The organism is Thermosynechococcus sp. FA-CM-4201, assembly GCF_054689355.1.
The window spans coordinates 2,751,519-2,767,145 of sequence record NZ_CP079920.1 but is presented as its reverse complement, the minus strand read 5'-3'; the positions used below and the strand labels follow the sequence as shown (position 1 = coordinate 2,767,145).

The window sequence follows — 15,627 nt, the reverse complement described above, 5'->3', positions numbered from 1 at the left end:
CTCGCCTAATTCTTAAGATAGGCTAAAGAATTGCCCACTTGGGGAACAACGCCTCCAACTCTACTGCCGGCCTCTTAAACTGAGGCTTTTCCTGCCTCCTGAATCGGTACCCACTCCGTATGGAAGGTTCCTGGTTTATCGATTCGCTCGTAGGTATGGGCACCAAAGAAGTCCCGCTGGGCTTGGGTGAGATTTTGCGGCAGGCGATCGCGCCGATAGCTGTCGAAGTACTCTAGGGACGCACCAAAGGCAGGCACGGCAATCCCAGCCCGAGTCGCCTCCACCAAGACCTCCCGCCACGCCGCCTGTTTATCGAGGATGGTTTGCCGAAACTCGGGCGCCAGCAGCAGATTGGCCAGTTGGGGATTTTCGCTGTAGGCCTGCTTAATCTTATTCAGGAAGCCAGCCCGAATAATGCAGCCCCCTTTCCAGATGCGGGCAATCTCGCCAAGGTTCAGTTGATTATCAAAGAGTTCTTGGGAGCCTTTGGCAATCAGAGCCATCCCTTGGGCATAGGAGCAGATTTTTGAGCAGTAGAGGGCATCACGAATTTTGCCAATGAATTCCTCAGTATTGCCGCTAAAGTGAGCCGCAGGACCGGGGAGGACTTGGGCAGCCGCCATCCGTTCGGCTTTGATCGAGGACATGATGCGGGCATTCACGGCAGCGGTAATCGTTGGAATCGCCACCCCCATTTCAAGGGCACTTTCCACCGTCCAGCGACCGGTTCCCTTTTGACCTGCCGCATCCACAATCACATCCACAAGGGGGAGATGGGTTTCTGGGTCAATATAGGTGAAAATCTGGCTAGTAATTTCAATCAAAAATGAGTTGAGTTCGGGGGTCTCATTCCAGCTTTTGAAAACCTCATGGAGTTGCTGGTGATTGAGACCAAGGAGGTTTTTCAGTAGGTCATAGGCCTCGGCAATGAGTTGCATATCGCCATACTCAATACCGTTGTGCACCATCTTGACAAAGTGCCCCGACCCCCCCGGTCCAATGTAGGTGACACAGGGGCCATCATCCACTTGCGCTGCAATTTTGGTGAGAATGGGTTCGAGGGCTTGATAGGCCTCACGACTACCGCCGGGCATGAGACTGGGGCCATTGAGGGCACCTTCTTCACCACCGCTGACCCCCATACCAAAGAAGCACAGTCCTGCCGCCTCCATTTCAGCAACGCGGCGTTCGGTATCCGTGTAGAGGGAGTTGCCCCCATCAATGAGGATGTCGCCGGGTTCAAGGAGTGGCTTGAGTTGCTGGATCAGGTCATCCACGGGTTTGCCGGCTTTAACCATCGCCAAAATGCGGCGGGGACGCGACAGGGAAGCAACAAATTCCTCAAGACTATAGGTGGCCTTGAAGCGGCGGCCGGCAGCTCGTTCGGCCATGAACGCTTCGGTGCGGGCGGGGGTGCGATTATAAACCGCCACGGAGAATCCATTTCGCTCCACATTGAGGGCAAGGTTTTCCCCCATGACAGCGAGGCCAATGACGCCAAAATCTTGCTGTGACATACATCCGTCCTGCAATGGCAAGGATCACTTCCACCATAGCGGCAAGCTCAGCAAGAGGAATGGAAGAAGGTATTAACTTTTAAGCCAACCCCACCAGTTTTTCACTCAACTCCCAAAGGCGGCGGGCTTTTTGCTCATCACTCCCCTCTGCCGAGAGTTCTTGGACAAAGGCCTTGCGACCCTCTTTTTGGCGGTTACCCCAGCTCCAGTGCACCCCCGACTGGCGAAATTCTGGATCTGCCACCACCATGGCGACGCGCTCACCCGCTAGTTCTTGGGTGACATAGCCGCCGGTAATGTTTTTCTGGAAGAGGGGGAAGAGCTTCTGAAAGAGGGGAAAGTGGTTGCGAAATAGAGGGGTGTCCGCCACACAGCCCGGATACAAGGAGCTAAAGACAATCCCCGTCGAATCATGGAAGCGGCGATGCAGTTCCCGCGCCGTCAGCATATTGCAGAGTTTGCTGTCTTTGTAGGCCTTGCCCGACTTGAAGGGCTTGCCGTTAATCATGGCAATGGGTTTCTTGAAGCCCTTTTCAAAGCCTTCGAGGTTGCCCAAATCGGGGGGAGCAGGAACGGGAATTTTACCGCCGAGTTCTTTGCGGTTGGCCGTCACCGTACCGAGAATCACCAAGCGTTTATCGCTTTCGGGAGACTTCTTCAAATCATCGAGGAGGAGGTTGGCCAAAAGAAAGTGCCCCAAATGGTTGGTGGCCACACTGATTTCATAGCCATCCACACTGTAGATCGGTTCCTTGAGCAGGGGATAATAGACAGCGGCATTGCAGACAAGGGCACGCAAGGGGCGATTCAATGCCCGAAATGACTCCACAAAGCCGCGCACGCTGGCCAACGAGGACAAGTCCAAGTGCAAAATCGTGTAGGCCTCGGGCGGAATCTGCAAGTCTTGGGCGGCTTGCTCTGCTTTTTCAAGATTGCGGCAAGCCATAACAACGTGCCAGCCCCGATTGGCTAAGGCTTTGGTGGCATACAATCCGACTCCAGAGGATGCACCCGTAATAATGACCGTTGGGCGTGACTGATCACTCATAGGTTCTGTGGCATACCTGCGGTAACGTCGCTATTGATCCTGCCATAGAAGCGATCGTCCCCTAGGAGCATCCCCAGCGATCATTTACAGTTACTTAATAAATAGACTCGATAGTTAATCAAGTTTTGTATCTAGCTTGCCTCTCACCTATTTTCAGGATTAACCCCACTCTATGACCATCTCCCAAACCCTGCCGCCGTGGCTGCGCAAACCCCTTGGCAAAGCCAGTGAACTCTCCACCGTTCAACGCCTCGTGCGCCACTATGGCATCCACACCATCTGTGAAGAGGGACGCTGTCCCAATCGCGGTGAATGCTATGCCCAAAAAACCGCCACCTTTTTACTCTTGGGTGCCACTTGTACTCGTGCCTGCGCCTTTTGCCAAGTGGAGAAAGGCCACGCTCCTGCTGCGGTTGATCCAGAGGAACCGGCGAAAATTGCGGCTGCTGTGGCTACCTTGGGATTGCGCTACGTGGTTTTAACCTCTGTGGCTCGCGATGACTTACCCGATCAAGGGGCGGGTCAATTTGTGGCCACCATGCAGGCGATTCGCCAACGTTGCCCCGGCACTGAAATTGAAGTCCTCACCCCCGACTTTCGCATGGATCGGGGTCGGGTGTCCCAACGGGACTGCATTGCCCAAATTGTGGCGGCACAGCCTGCCTGCTACAACCATAACCTTGAAACTGTGCGCCGCCTACAAAGCCCTGTGCGACGGGGTGCCACCTATGAGAGTTCACTACGGGTCTTAGCAACGGTCAAAGAGCTGAATCCCGACATTCCCACAAAATCAGGACTGATGTTGGGCTTGGGAGAAACCGAGGCAGAGGTGATTCAAACTCTAAAAGATTTGCGAGCCGTGGGGTGCGATCGCCTGACCTTGGGACAATATTTAGCCCCCTCGTTGAATCACTTACCTGTGGTCAAGTATTGGACACCTGAAGAATTTAACACCTTGGGCAATATTGCACAGGAACTGGGCTTTTCCCACGTGCGATCGGGGCCTCTTGTACGTAGCTCCTACCATGCAGCAGATGCCGCACCAACCCCAGAAGCGTGATAGGTACCCTATTCACTCAGGGAAGTACTTACCCCTTGTGGTCACCATCACGGCTCCCCGCTCCCGAATCAACGCCTTGGCTGCCCGCTCAACGCGATAGCCAAAAAACAGGGGACGAATTTCCTCAGTCGCTTCCACTTGAGCCACCAGATTCAAAAACCGCTCCACCTCAGATTCGGTGATATTGCTTTTGACTTCCCCCAGCACCAGAATCGGTTCTCCATGGACTTGACCACGGATGACCAAGTCAAACTCATAACTGCCGTTGCGTAGGGGTAGGGTATCCCGCTCACAAAATTCGATTTCCATGCCCCAGCGATATTCGAGAATCTCTGGCACCACTTCTAGAGCAAGGTCTTCCAGCGACCCACCCAAGGCTTCACTGAGTCCGCCCACTTGGCGTGCAAGTTGTTTGACAGCTCGTTCGGTGCGCTTTTGCGCTTCAGCCAGTTCTGCAACAGCAACAGCTAGCTGATCCACTCGTTCTTCAGTGCGTTTTTGGGCTTGAGCTAGTTCCTCGACTCGCTCCTCAGTGCGTTTTTGGGCTTGAGCCAATTCGCCTACGATAGACTTCAGCTCATTGAAGTCTCTTGCTCTCACCAAATCGTTGTAGGCTTCATTGATCACTTCTGCAAGCAGATGCGCCTGTTCGGGAGGAAACGCCGTCCGCAGCTTTTCTTCAAGGGCAGAGGTCATTGCATCTATGAAATCTTGGCTGTACTTTATATTCTATCGACCGGACAGGGCTTCTCTGGTTTCCATGCTCTGTATCAAGAAAACTGCTTGTGCGCACTCCTACCACGCCAGCGAGACGGATGAAATTTCAGTGTCAACAAATCAAAACAAAGTATTTGACAAATCAAAGGGGAAGCACTTAAAATTTATCAGAACTTGCATAATCGGCTTGCAACACATTTAGGCCATATTGTGTAAGCTAAGTACTAGGGGACAGCAGAATGAGTTGATCGCTCTGCCGAACCCAGACGCTCGTGAGTGAGGAGTAACATCGTGAAAAAGACTTACCTGTTAGCAGGTAGCTTGAGCCTACTGGGTGTGGTCGCAGGGGCTAACATTGCTACCGCAAATGAACCCACCAACTTTGAAAACCTGATTGCTGCTGAACCACAAAATCTCCAAGTTTCTGAAGCACTGCCTGCTCCCAACACCATTGCAGACGCTTCTAATACCATTACCTCTGTTAATCAGCTTCTCGCCAACGAAGAATCGATGGGGCAGGTGACCTCTGTCTCCCAGCTCTCTGATGTCCGCCCCACCGACTGGGCTTACCAAGCACTGGCTTCTCTCGTTGAGAAATACGGCTGTATCGCGGGTTATCCCGATGGTACCTTCCGTGGCAACCGTGCCGCCACCCGTTATGAAATGGCAGCCGCTTTGAACGCCTGCCTCGATGTGATTAGCGATCGCTTTGCCACCAAAGAAGACCTTGCCACATTACAACGACTGATGGATGAGTTCGCTGCCGAACTCGCCACCCTGCGCGGTCGCGTGGACAACCTCGAAGCCCGCACTGCCGCTCTCGAAGCTACCCAATTCTCGACTACTACTAAATTGACGGGTACGGCTGTAATGTCCGTTCAAGCAGGTGGACGCCCTAGCAGCAATTCCCTTCGTCGTTCAGTTAATCCCGTTGGCATACCAGGTGATCCTAACAATGTCAACTTGGGTGGTGGCTACAACGTTTTACTGGCCTCTGGGCGCCCGAACCCCACAGTTATCGCTGGTGTGATCCTCAACCTCAACACTAGCTTTACAGGTACAGACCTCCTACAAACAAGTTTGTCCACTGGAAACGGTGGCTTTGATGCCATTAGTACCTATGGAATTGGTCTGAACCAGAATTTGAATGATACTTTTGCTGGTTTGCCCTTCTTTAACCCTAGCCAGTACTACTGGTCTGGCTTTGGTCCCAATGTTAGTCTGTATCGATTGGCCTATAGCTTTAAGCCGACCCAAGACATCACAATTACCGCAGGGCCTCAGTTCTACCCCAGTGACATTATTGACACAAATAGCTGGGCGAACTCTCCTGCCAGCGACTTTGGCACCTACTTTTTCATTAATAACCCCTTCATTGTTCCCTATGCAATGAATTTTCTCGGTGGCGCAGGTGCTGCCATCCAGTGGAATCCTAATGAAGGACCTTTCACAGTCCGTGCATTGTATGTCGCGGCGGATGCAGGCAATGCAATTCGTAATGGTAACGTATTTGGTGCAAATGATGTTGCCCTGAGTTCAGGTTTTGCAGGTGATCCCTACCAAGCCTCTCTTGAGCTAGAGTATGCCAACACGTTTGGTGGTGGTCGCAACAGTTACTCTGTGAAGCTTCAAGGCACCTATGCCAAAGTCTTTGGTGTTGAAAGCCAAGCGGGCGGGATCAACTTTGAAGTGAATCTTGGCCGTCTAGGTATCTTTGGCCGTGCTGGTGTTGCTGGCATTCCGAATGGTTATGTTCCCATAGTTTCTCCACTACCTTTTGCTCAAGGCTTTCCACCTGATCCTGCTGGCATGATGGCCTATAGCTTTATGGCAGGTATTGGCTACAAAGATTTGCTGGTACCTGGCTCTGTCTTAGCTGCTGCTGCGGGTGCTCCATTCATCAACAGTGCTCCTCGCTTTGGTCCAAACGGCATTTTCAATAATGCCAACCAAGTTAATGTTGAGGCCTTCTACAAATTCCCCATCAGCGACAACATCAGCATCACACCTATCTTTACGGCGATCATCAATCCCAACAATACCAACGGTGGTGGGATTATCTCTGGTCAGCCAATTCTCCAAGGTGTGATTCGGACTACGTTCACGTTCTAGAGCGGGTGAATTTGCCCTCACCTTGGATCCCTCTCCCCTGTGGAGGGGGATTTTTTATGGGAAGTATTTACCGCGTGTGGTGACCATCACCGCGTCGCGATCGCGAATCAACTCTTTAGCTGCCCGTTCTAGGCAATAGCCAAAAAAGAGGGGGCGAATCTCCTCGGGCGCTTCCACCTGAGCGACAAGATTCAAAAATCGCTATTCCAGAATCTCTGGCACCACCTCAAGGGCAAGGTCTTCGAGCGACCCACCCAAGGCTTCACTGAGGCCGCTTACTTGGCGTGCGAGTTGTTTGACTGCTCGTTCAGTGCGCTCCTGCGCCGCCGCCAGTTGATCCACTCGTTCCTCTGTTCGTTTCTGAGCTGCCGCCAGTTCTTCGAGCCGTTCTTCCGTGCGCTTCTGGGCTTGAGCCAGATCCGTGACAATTGACTTCAGTTCGTTGAAGTCTTTCGCTTTAACCAAGTCGTTATAGGCCTCACGAATCACTTCCGCCAGTAGGTGCGCTTGTTCTGGCGAGAATACCGTAATACCGTCCGTGGCTTTTCTTCAAGAACTGAGGTCATTGGTAATCATAGCAAGAGAATAAAGGAGGTGCAGTTTACTATCCTTTGTGAAGGTCATTAACTTTTCTGAAGTTTTCTTTCATCTTTTCGCCAGTACTGCTTAATATAATCAACACATCGGTATTCTTAAGCACAACTCTTACTTAAGGATAGCTCCATATCTCAATTAGTTTTATTGTCAAATATCGCTGGTTGCTGCCGAAGTGGTACGAGGCTTCGGTGGGGGTAGCAGCTCGGAGGTTAATATGATGACATCAGATCGCGGTTTTAGTGGCGGGGGAACACCACAGTTTACAGAAACACTTCAGCCGGAACGATTACTCCAGCAACTCAGCACTTCAGGAGGCACAGGTTGCTTCAGGGTGACTGTGAAGGAGCAGCAGTGGTTTCTTTACTTTGATCAGGGAAGTATTGTCTATGCTACCCATACGATTGAACCGGGCGATCGCTTTGAACGACATCTACGACAACTCAGCCAAATCGTTCCTGCCCTTGATCGCGAGTTACGTGCCCAAGTCCGACAGCAGTGGGAGCAGGCCAATACCCCAACCCCGATCTATGAGTATGAGAGTCTGCGCTGGTTGCTCACTCAAGAAATTATTACCCTAGAACATTTTAGCCGTCTAGTAGAGGGGCTGATCGTTGAAGTCCTAGAGTCGTTTTTATACCTCAAGAGCGGTCACCATCAACTCGTGCCCTATGTCGAAGTGCCGATTGTCAGCCGCTTTGACCCCACCCGACTGATTCAGCAGTGCAAATCCCAAATTCAGCAGTGGCTGAGCCTTGGCCACAAAATTGTCTCGCCTTTTCAGCGACCCTACTTCTTTAGTGGTGCCCAAGTCAATTTAACCCCAGAGCAGCAGCAACGCTTGGGGTCTATGTTGCGGGGGTTTAGCTTTCGCCACTTGGCAGTGCTCATGAACCAAAATGAAATTGCCTTGGTGCGTAGCCTCTTACCATTGATTGATAAAGGAGCCGTAGTCGTTCGTGAGCCGCAACATCCCTTTGATTTGCTGCCCAGTTTTGATACCAGTTTGTGGCAGGAAACCACGCCCACAGTGGCAGAGGAAAGTGGTGATCTCAGCAGTGGCTTTTTTACGTCCCAAGTGCAAAACCGTACCTATCGGATCATCTGCATCGACGATAGTCCGACAATGCTCAATGAAATTAAGCGTTTTTTGGCGGATGATGCCTTTGAAGTCATTGCCCTCAATGATTCTGTCAAAGCCCTGATGGAGGTGATGCGCCTCAATCCAGATCTGATCCTGCTGGACGTGGGGATGCCTAACATTGACGGTTATAAGTTTTGTAAAGTCATTCGCAACCATGAACGCTTTAAGTCAGTGCCAATCATTATGGTGACGGGTAACACAGGCCTCATTGACCGCGCCAAAGCCCGCCTCGTGGGAGCGACGGACTATATGACCAAGCCCTTTACTCAGGCGGAACTCTTAAAAATGGTGTTTCAGTACTTGACGTAGTACAGGCAACCTGTGGGCAGTATATTGACAGTAATCGATTATTTGAATTGACATTTGGGAGATGACATGACGACGGTCTTAGTGGTGGAAGATACCCCCTCGGAAATGGCACTGATTACCTCGTTTCTTAAGGACTCTGGCTATACCGTCATTGCGGCCACCGATGCCAAGGAGGCTCTAGAAAAAGTCACGCAGTACAAGCCCGATGTAGTGGTGACAGATGTGGTGATGCCGGGGATGAGCGGCTTTGAACTCTGCCGCAGTCTCAAGAAAAATCCGGAAACAGAAAAGCTCCCCATTGTTGTCTGCACGTCGAAAAACCAAGAGCTAGACCGCCTTTGGGCAATGAAGCAGGGGGCAGATGCCTATGTCACGAAACCGTTCAGCCGTGAGGATCTACTGCGGGCACTGAAGTCGGTGGTGGTGTAGCGATGATTGGGGCAGCACCTTGGTTGAATCATGGTGAAGGGTGGGGCGATTACCCAAAGGGTACGCTACGCGATCGCCCCCAAGGGGCGCCCTATTTGCGTTTGGTTGTCCACGACCAACTAACGGCATTGCTGCCGATGACTGAGATTCAGCAGGTGTTGGTGATCCCGCCGCAACAGCTCACGGTGATTCCCAATATGGCCGCAGTGGTGATGGGACTGCTGAACTTTCGTAACCGCATTGTTTGGGTGCTGGATCTAGCCCACTTGCTCAATTTGGAGCCACTGGATGCGGATATTTCGGTGTTGACGATCGCGTTACTGCACAGCCCCAAGGGATACCTAGGATTGGCGCTAAAGGAGGTACGGGGGATCGTCCGTCTTCCAGAGGGAGCCATTCAATCGCCTGTGGGTACAGTGAGTGCGGCGCTGGTTCCCTACCTCAAGGGCTGTTGTCGCCTAGGGGAGCAGCTGTTTTTTATCCTCGATACGGCAGCGATTGCCGAAAGGTCTTGCTCAAGTGTTCTTGCTGTTGATGTCGGATAGCACTGCTGTTAATGCTGTTAGGATGTGCCAACAATGACCACTGCCAAACCCTCCCTTGATATTCCCCCTTTACCACCGTCGGTATTGAACTACCAACTCCCTCCCCTAGAGGAGAAAAAAGCCACAACCAACGGCAAATCCCCTGAGCAACCTGCATCCCCACCCCCCCCACCCCGCAAATTTTGGGGCCTACGTCCGAAACTGATTACCAGTGCCGTTGCCCTTGCAACACTGCCGATGATTGGCGTGGGCTTGGCGGCGAATGAAGTGGCGCGTCAACAATTGATGGAGCAGGTCTTGCAACTCCAGCAGCAGGAAGCCAGTAGTGCAGCGCTTCAATTTGATAACTATCTGCGCGATCGCCGAGGGGATGCGCGAGTCTTGGCTTCGGTTTTGAATAATCGTTATAGCAGTGAAATTCAGCAGCGCGATCGCGCCCAACTGCAAGCCGTTCTCGATCAGTTCCTTGATGCTTATGTGGCCTACGACAGTGCAGCGATCATTGCCAACAATGGCCAAGGAACCGTCATTGCTCAATCCTCAGCGGGAAATCGTCTTGCAAACAATATTCTCCAAAATCAAGAGTACTTTAAGCTCGCGATCCAAACTCGCGGTGCGGTTTTAACCGTTGAGCCAACGCTCTCACTGCCGGAGCGTCCCCTCGGGATGTTTTTAGCGGTACCGCTGATTAATCCCCAAAACCAGCAAATTATAGCAGTGCTGCGGTTGCGGGTACCCAAAAGCAGTATTCAGCAATTTCTGAAAACCTATGATCGGGATCAGCAGCAGAGTTTTTACCTCGTAGAGCCGGGGGGAACGATCTTTGCGGCTTCCATTCCAGCATTGCAGGGTAAACCCCTAGAGGAAGTCTTTCCCAAACTGGCTCAGTCTAGGGACAATACCCCAGCAAGTACGCTGACAGAACGGCGCCGCTCGGATGGTGAGTCCCAAATTCTCAGCTACACCACTGTTTCCCAACCCTTTGCCTCCATTGTTCTCGGCACCGACCAAGACTATGCCCTTAAACCCCTACGAAACCTGACATGGACACTCCTTTCGGGGGTAGTCGTGACGGCAATTGTGGCGGGGGCGATCGCCATCTACCTCAGCGATCGCGGAATTCAACCCCTGCTGCGAGCCACCAAGGCGGTGACGAAAATTGGTGAAGGGGATCTCCAGACCCGTCTGCCGGTAGATGGGGATGATGAACTGGCAACCCTCAGCCGCACCATTAACCAGATGGCAGAACAGTTGGAACAATCCCTGACAGAAGCTCGCCTTTCTGCCCAACGTGCCCAACAGTTGCGCGATAGTGTCTTTCATTTGACTCAGCAGAGCGATCGCCAGCAGATTCTCGATAATCTCGTCAACGAGGGGCGCCATCTTTTGGGGTGCGATCGCGTGATCTTCTATGAATTTGACGAGAACTATGTCGGCAAAGTCGTTGCTGAGTCTGTGGCCGTCGGCTGGCCCCAAGCCCTCGAACAGGTGATTGACGATCCCTGCTTCCGTGAAAATTGGGTTGATGCCTACACGAAAGGGCGCGTGCAAGCCACAGCAGACATTCTCAATGCTGGTCTGACGGAGTGCCACCTCAAACAACTCGCTCCCCTGAAAGTACGAGCCAACCTAGTCGTTCCCGTGTTGGTGGAGAAAAAACTGGTCGCGCTTTTAATTGCCCACCAGTGCAGTGAGCCACGTCAGTGGCAACAGCCCGAAATTGATGCCTTCCTCCAGTTAGCTAACCAAGCCGGACTAGTGCTTGAGCGTAGCAAATTCCTTGAGCAGACCACCGCCGCTCAAAAAGAAGCAGAACGCTTGGCCCAGGAGCAACAGCAGCGTACGGAACGCATCCAAATGCAGTTGATTAACCTGCTCACCGAAGTGGAGGCGGCCTCCCAAGGGGATCTGACGGTACGGGCCGACATCACCGCCGATGAAATTGGTACCGTTGCCGACATCTTCAACTCCCTCATTGAGAGTCTGCGGGATGTGGTGGTGCAAGTGAAAGCGACCACAGAAAAAGTGAACACGGCCCTCTTGGCGGATGAGCACGCCATGACTGAGCTGGCGGAAGAATCGCTGCGGCAAGCCAAGAAAGTGAAGCGGATGCTGGATGCTGTTGAAGCCATGTCCAGCTCGATTGAATCCGTGGCCAATAGTGCCAACGAGGCGGCAGAAGTGGCACGCAAAGCTTCAGAGCGAGCGGTCACCAGTGGTGAAACAATGGATGCCACCGTTGATAGCATTCTCCACCTGCGGGAAACCGTGGCCGAAACCGCTAAAAAGGTGAAACGCTTGGGCGAATCCTCGCAACAGATTTCCAAGGTCATTTCGCTGATTAACCAGATTGCCCTACAAACCAACCTCTTGGCCATCAATGCCAGTATTGAGGCTGCCCGTGCCGGTGAAGAAGGCCGAGGCTTTGCCGTGGTTGCCGAAGAGGTGGGTGAACTAGCGGCGCGATCGGCAGCGGCCACCCGCGAAATTGAGCAAATTGTGGAAACGATTCAGCAGGAGACCCACGAGGTCGTGAGTGCTATGGAAACAGGTACGGCTCAGGTGGTTGAAGGCACCCGCCTTGTGGAGGTAACCAAGCAGAATCTCGAAGAAATTGTGCAGGTGTCACAGCACATTGACGAGTTGGTGCAGTCGATTTCCCAAGCCACCGTCTCCCAAGCCCGCACCTCCAACACCGTCAATACGCTCATGAAAGACTTTGCCAAGGTCTCCGAGGGGATGTCTGCTACGTCCAAACAGATTTCTGAGTCTCTGCAAGCCACAGTGGACATAGCTCAGGAACTACAAAACTCCGTCAACATCTTTAAGGTGACTGCTGAGGGATAACCATGCCCGAACCCGGTGTTGAGGAAACGATTCGTCTCCAGTTCCTTGAAGAGGCTCAGGACTACCTGCAGACAATTGAAGCAGGAATACTGAAACTCTCCCACCAGCCGGGGGTGGTTGATGCCGTACTGCGGGCGGCTCACTCCATTAAAGGGGGGGCAGCGATGATGGGCTTTATGTCCCTCAGTGAACTGGCTCATCGCCTTGAGGATTTCTTCAAGGTCTTGAAATCGCGCCCCTGCGAAGATCTAGAAGTGCAACACCTCCTGCTCAAAGCCGTGGATCAACTGCAAGCAGTCATTACCCTCTATCGCCAAGGGGTTGAACCCAATGAGGGCTGGTGGCGCACCCAAGTCGAGCCAATTTTGGATGAGCTACAGGGACGGTTGGGAGACCCCACGGCAGAAGATGATTTGGCGCTCCTCAGTGGTGATGATGGCCAGCAGATGCGGGTGGTTCTCTTTGAAACCGAGGTGGAAGCCTGCCTACAACGCTTGGAAACCGTTCTGGAAACCCCCGGCCAACCCTGCCTTAAGGAGGAGCTGGCGATCGCCGCCCAAGAACTGGAAGGCCTCGGACAAATGCTCGAACTGCCTCAGTTTGCTGAATTTTGCGCCTCCGTCAGTGCCTATCTGGAGCAACCCAACTGTGATGTCAGCGAAGCGGGTGCCCACATTGTGCAGCAATGGCGACGCTGCCAAGCCCTCGTGATTACTGGTCAACTGGAGGCTCTGCCCACGCGCTTGGAAACTCCGGAAACCGATGACGAAGTGGAGGACGACGATCAGACCATTATTGATTTACCGCTGGCCAACCTCAATCAAGAATTAGGGGTCGAGGACTTTGCCAGTGCTGAAGTGGAGACCTTCTCTTTAGGAGATTTATTGTCCCCCCCACCCACCTCTAGAGAGGCACCTTCCCCTACTCCAGAGGCTGAGACCACCCCAGTGACTCCCCAGCCCCAAGAACCCAAGGAAATGACCGTGCGGGTGCCGGGGCAGCAGTTGGATCAACTGAGTGATCTGATGGGGGAATTGCTCATTGAGTGTAATGGTCTGGATTTGCAACGGGAACGCCTCCATGATCTGCTAGCGGGTCTCAAGCAAAAAGTGCGTGCCCTTGAGCGAGCCAACTTTCGTCTGCGCACAGAGTATGACCGTGTCAGTGCCCCTCATCACTTTAATCCCCAAAATCAGCATGGCTTCGATGTTCTCGAGTTCGATCGCTATACCGATGTGCATCTGCTCTCCCAAGAGGTGATGGAAACCATTGTCCAAGTGCAGGAAATCACGAGCGATTTGGAATTGAGCCTAGAGGACACCGAACGCACTAGCCGTGATCTCAACCGCACCGCCAAGCAACTTCAAGCTCGGTTTACCCAAGTGCGGATGCGCCCCTTTGCGGATCTCGCCAACCGCTATCCTCGCCTCATCCGTGAATTGAGTCGTGAGCATGGTAAAAATGTCAACTTAGAGATTGAGGGCAGCCACGTTCTCATTGACCGGACTGTGTTGAGCGTGTTGGCGGATCCCCTCTTGCACCTTGTCCGTAATGCCTTTGATCACGGAATTGAACCCGCAGAGGAACGCCAAGCCCTTGGTAAACCCACAGCGGGAACCATTACTCTGAAGGCGGCCTATCGCGGCAACCAAACTGTGATTACTGTGGCGGATGATGGCCGAGGCCTAAATCCAGAGAAAATTCGGCAAACGGCGCGGCGCTTGGGCTTAGCCCGGGACTGGTTGGAAACCGCTAGCGATCGCGATCTCTGGCAACTGATTTTTGAGCCGGGCTTTTCAACCGCCTCACAGGTCACCAGCCTCTCCGGGCGCGGTGTCGGCATGGACGTAGTGCGCACCAATCTGCGGCAAATTCGTGGGGACATCCAGATCCACAGTACTCCCGGTCAAGGCACGCGATTTACGATTACAATTCCCTACACCCTCTCAGTGGTACGGGTACTCTTGGTGGAGGCCGCTGGCATGCTCTTGGCGGTGCCAACCGAAGAAATCGAGGAAATGGTGCTGGCCGATCGCTACCCTCCCATCGAAACCCTTGGCTCAACCTTAATTGACTGGGAAGGCTATCTCATTCCTTTAATTGACCTCGCCCAGATTTTCCACTTTCAGCGCCCCTATCGTCCTGTAGAAATGGAGGGAGCACCCACAATTAACGAGCCAACCCTGATGATTGTTAGTCAAGGGGACAGTACCCTTGCCCTGCGGGTCGATCGCTATTGGAGCGAGCAGGAAGTCACCATTCGCCAAGTCGAAGGAGAATTAGCCCTCCCCAAGGGCTTGAGTGGCTGCACAATTTTAGGAAATGGCCGCATTGTTCCCCTACTCGATCCCCTTGCCCTCTTTGATTGGTCAGAACAAGAGAGTTCTCGTGCCCCTGTGGCTAGCCCTGTTGCCCCTAGCCAAGACACCGTCCTCGTCGTTGATGATTCAGTGAACGTGCGGCGCTTTCTTGCCAGTACCCTCGAAAAAGCCGGCTATCGGGTCGAGCAAGCCAAAGATGGTCAGGAAGCCATTGATAAACTCCAAGGAGGGTTACACGTCAACGCCCTTATCTGCGACATTGAAATGCCCCGCCTCGATGGGTTTGGCGTCCTCACTCAAATTCGCCGCATTCCCCAATGCCAAAACACCCCCGTCATGATGCTGACCTCCCGCACGGGTCAAAAACATCGCCAACTTGCAGAACGCCTAGGGGCAGCCGCCTACTTTAGCAAACCCTTCCGCGAAAGTGACCTCTTGGCCACCCTTGATCAGTTGATCCGCCATGCTTAAAAGCCGCCGTCGCCGCCAAAGCCAACCCGTTGTTTTAGAGCAGTTTCTGACCTTTATCGTGCGTCAAGAGCAGTTTGCCGTGCCCATGGGGCAGGCCTATCGGGTCATTCCTTTACCGCCTATTCATGGCGATCCGCAGCAGCGGGGGGTTGGCCTTGTCACCTATGAGAATCACGAAATTCTAGTCATTGATATTGGCCGCTGTCTCTTTGATGATCCCCTCTCAACCTCAGAAACCCAAAAGCTAAAATTTTTGCTCATTCTCCAGCCCCGCTTAGAAGGGGAATGGCTTGGCCTCCCCCTCACAGAACCCCCCGTGATTGAGCGCATTCCACAGAATGCCATTCATCCGATTCCCAGTAACTATCTCCACTGGGGGAGCATTCACAACGTCAGTTCCCTCATGGTCAGTAGTCAAGAAGATCAGGAGCTACCCCCCATCTTTATCGTTGATATTGAGCAGGTACTGCACACCCTAAAAACGCGATAACCTGCCTGCATTCCTAGATGGAG

At 52.9% G+C, this 15,627-nt stretch carries 13 protein-coding genes; 8 read left to right on the top strand and 5 right to left on the bottom strand.

Annotated elements, in window-relative coordinates; all coding sequences use genetic code 11:
- Nucleotides 1-74: 74 nt before the first annotated feature.
- Both gndA and KV190_RS13600 read right to left on the bottom strand, forming a co-directional pair.
- Nucleotides 75-1,517: an NADP-dependent phosphogluconate dehydrogenase gene (gene gndA / locus KV190_RS13605; RefSeq protein WP_460193941.1), complete on the bottom strand. Its 1,443-nt coding sequence runs from the start codon at nt 1,515-1,517 to the stop codon at nt 75-77.
- Between the two features lie 79 nt (nt 1,518-1,596).
- Nucleotides 1,597-2,565: a protochlorophyllide reductase gene (locus tag KV190_RS13600; protein ID WP_460193940.1), complete on the bottom strand. Its 969-nt coding sequence runs from the start codon at nt 2,563-2,565 to the stop codon at nt 1,597-1,599.
- Nucleotides 2,566-2,737: 172 nt separating this feature from the next.
- Here KV190_RS13600 and lipA point away from each other — a divergent pair, with 172 nt between their 5' ends.
- On the top strand, nt 2,738-3,625 hold the full coding sequence (gene lipA, locus KV190_RS13595; protein WP_460193939.1) for a lipoyl synthase: 888 nt from the start codon (nt 2,738-2,740) through the stop codon (nt 3,623-3,625).
- 12 nt (nt 3,626-3,637) lie between these two features.
- Here lipA and KV190_RS13590 read toward each other — a convergent pair whose 3' ends face one another.
- Nucleotides 3,638-4,321, bottom strand: coding sequence for a hypothetical protein (locus tag KV190_RS13590; protein ID WP_460193938.1), 684 nt, complete (start codon nt 4,319-4,321; stop codon nt 3,638-3,640).
- Between the two features lie 312 nt (nt 4,322-4,633).
- Between KV190_RS13590 and KV190_RS13585 the strand changes: the two genes are divergently transcribed.
- Nucleotides 4,634-6,454 carry an iron uptake porin gene (locus tag KV190_RS13585; RefSeq protein ID WP_460193937.1) on the top strand — a complete coding sequence of 607 codons (1,821 nt, stop codon included), beginning with the start codon at nt 4,634-4,636 and terminating at the stop codon, nt 6,452-6,454.
- 54 nt (nt 6,455-6,508) lie between these two features.
- Here the strand turns inward: KV190_RS13585 and KV190_RS13580 are convergent, their stop codons facing one another.
- Entirely contained in the window at nt 6,509-6,631 is a 123-nt protein-coding gene (locus tag KV190_RS13580) for a hypothetical protein (RefSeq protein ID WP_460193936.1), read from the bottom strand.
- Between the two features lie 24 nt (nt 6,632-6,655).
- Entirely contained in the window at nt 6,656-6,919 is a 264-nt protein-coding gene (locus KV190_RS13575) for a hypothetical protein (protein WP_460193933.1), read from the bottom strand.
- 346 nt (nt 6,920-7,265) lie between these two features.
- Between KV190_RS13575 and KV190_RS13570 the strand changes: the two genes are divergently transcribed.
- The 6 genes from KV190_RS13570 (at nt 7,266) to KV190_RS13545 (ending at nt 15,604) form a co-directional block, all read left to right on the top strand.
- Complete coding sequence (locus KV190_RS13570; protein ID WP_460193931.1) at nt 7,266-8,501, top strand: response regulator; 1,236 nt, start codon at nt 7,266-7,268, stop codon at nt 8,499-8,501.
- A 66-nt stretch (nt 8,502-8,567) separates the two neighbouring features.
- Nucleotides 8,568-8,930, top strand: coding sequence for a response regulator (locus KV190_RS13565; RefSeq protein ID WP_149821479.1), 363 nt, complete (start codon nt 8,568-8,570; stop codon nt 8,928-8,930).
- A 2-nt stretch (nt 8,931-8,932) separates the two neighbouring features.
- On the top strand, nt 8,933-9,475 hold the full coding sequence (locus KV190_RS13560; RefSeq protein ID WP_460193929.1) for a chemotaxis protein CheW: 543 nt from the start codon (nt 8,933-8,935) through the stop codon (nt 9,473-9,475).
- Between the two features lie 33 nt (nt 9,476-9,508).
- Nucleotides 9,509-12,322, top strand: coding sequence for a methyl-accepting chemotaxis protein (locus tag KV190_RS13555; RefSeq protein WP_460193927.1), 2,814 nt, complete (start codon nt 9,509-9,511; stop codon nt 12,320-12,322).
- A gap of 2 nt (nt 12,323-12,324) precedes the next feature.
- Nucleotides 12,325-15,114 (top strand): hybrid sensor histidine kinase/response regulator, encoded by a 2,790-nt coding sequence (locus KV190_RS13550; protein WP_460193926.1) that lies wholly within the window; start codon nt 12,325-12,327, stop codon nt 15,112-15,114.
- On the top strand, nt 15,107-15,604 hold the full coding sequence (locus tag KV190_RS13545; protein ID WP_460193925.1) for a chemotaxis protein CheW: 498 nt from the start codon (nt 15,107-15,109) through the stop codon (nt 15,602-15,604). Before KV190_RS13550 ends, KV190_RS13545 begins: the two co-directional genes overlap by 8 nt.
- Nucleotides 15,605-15,627: the final 23 nt, after the last annotated feature.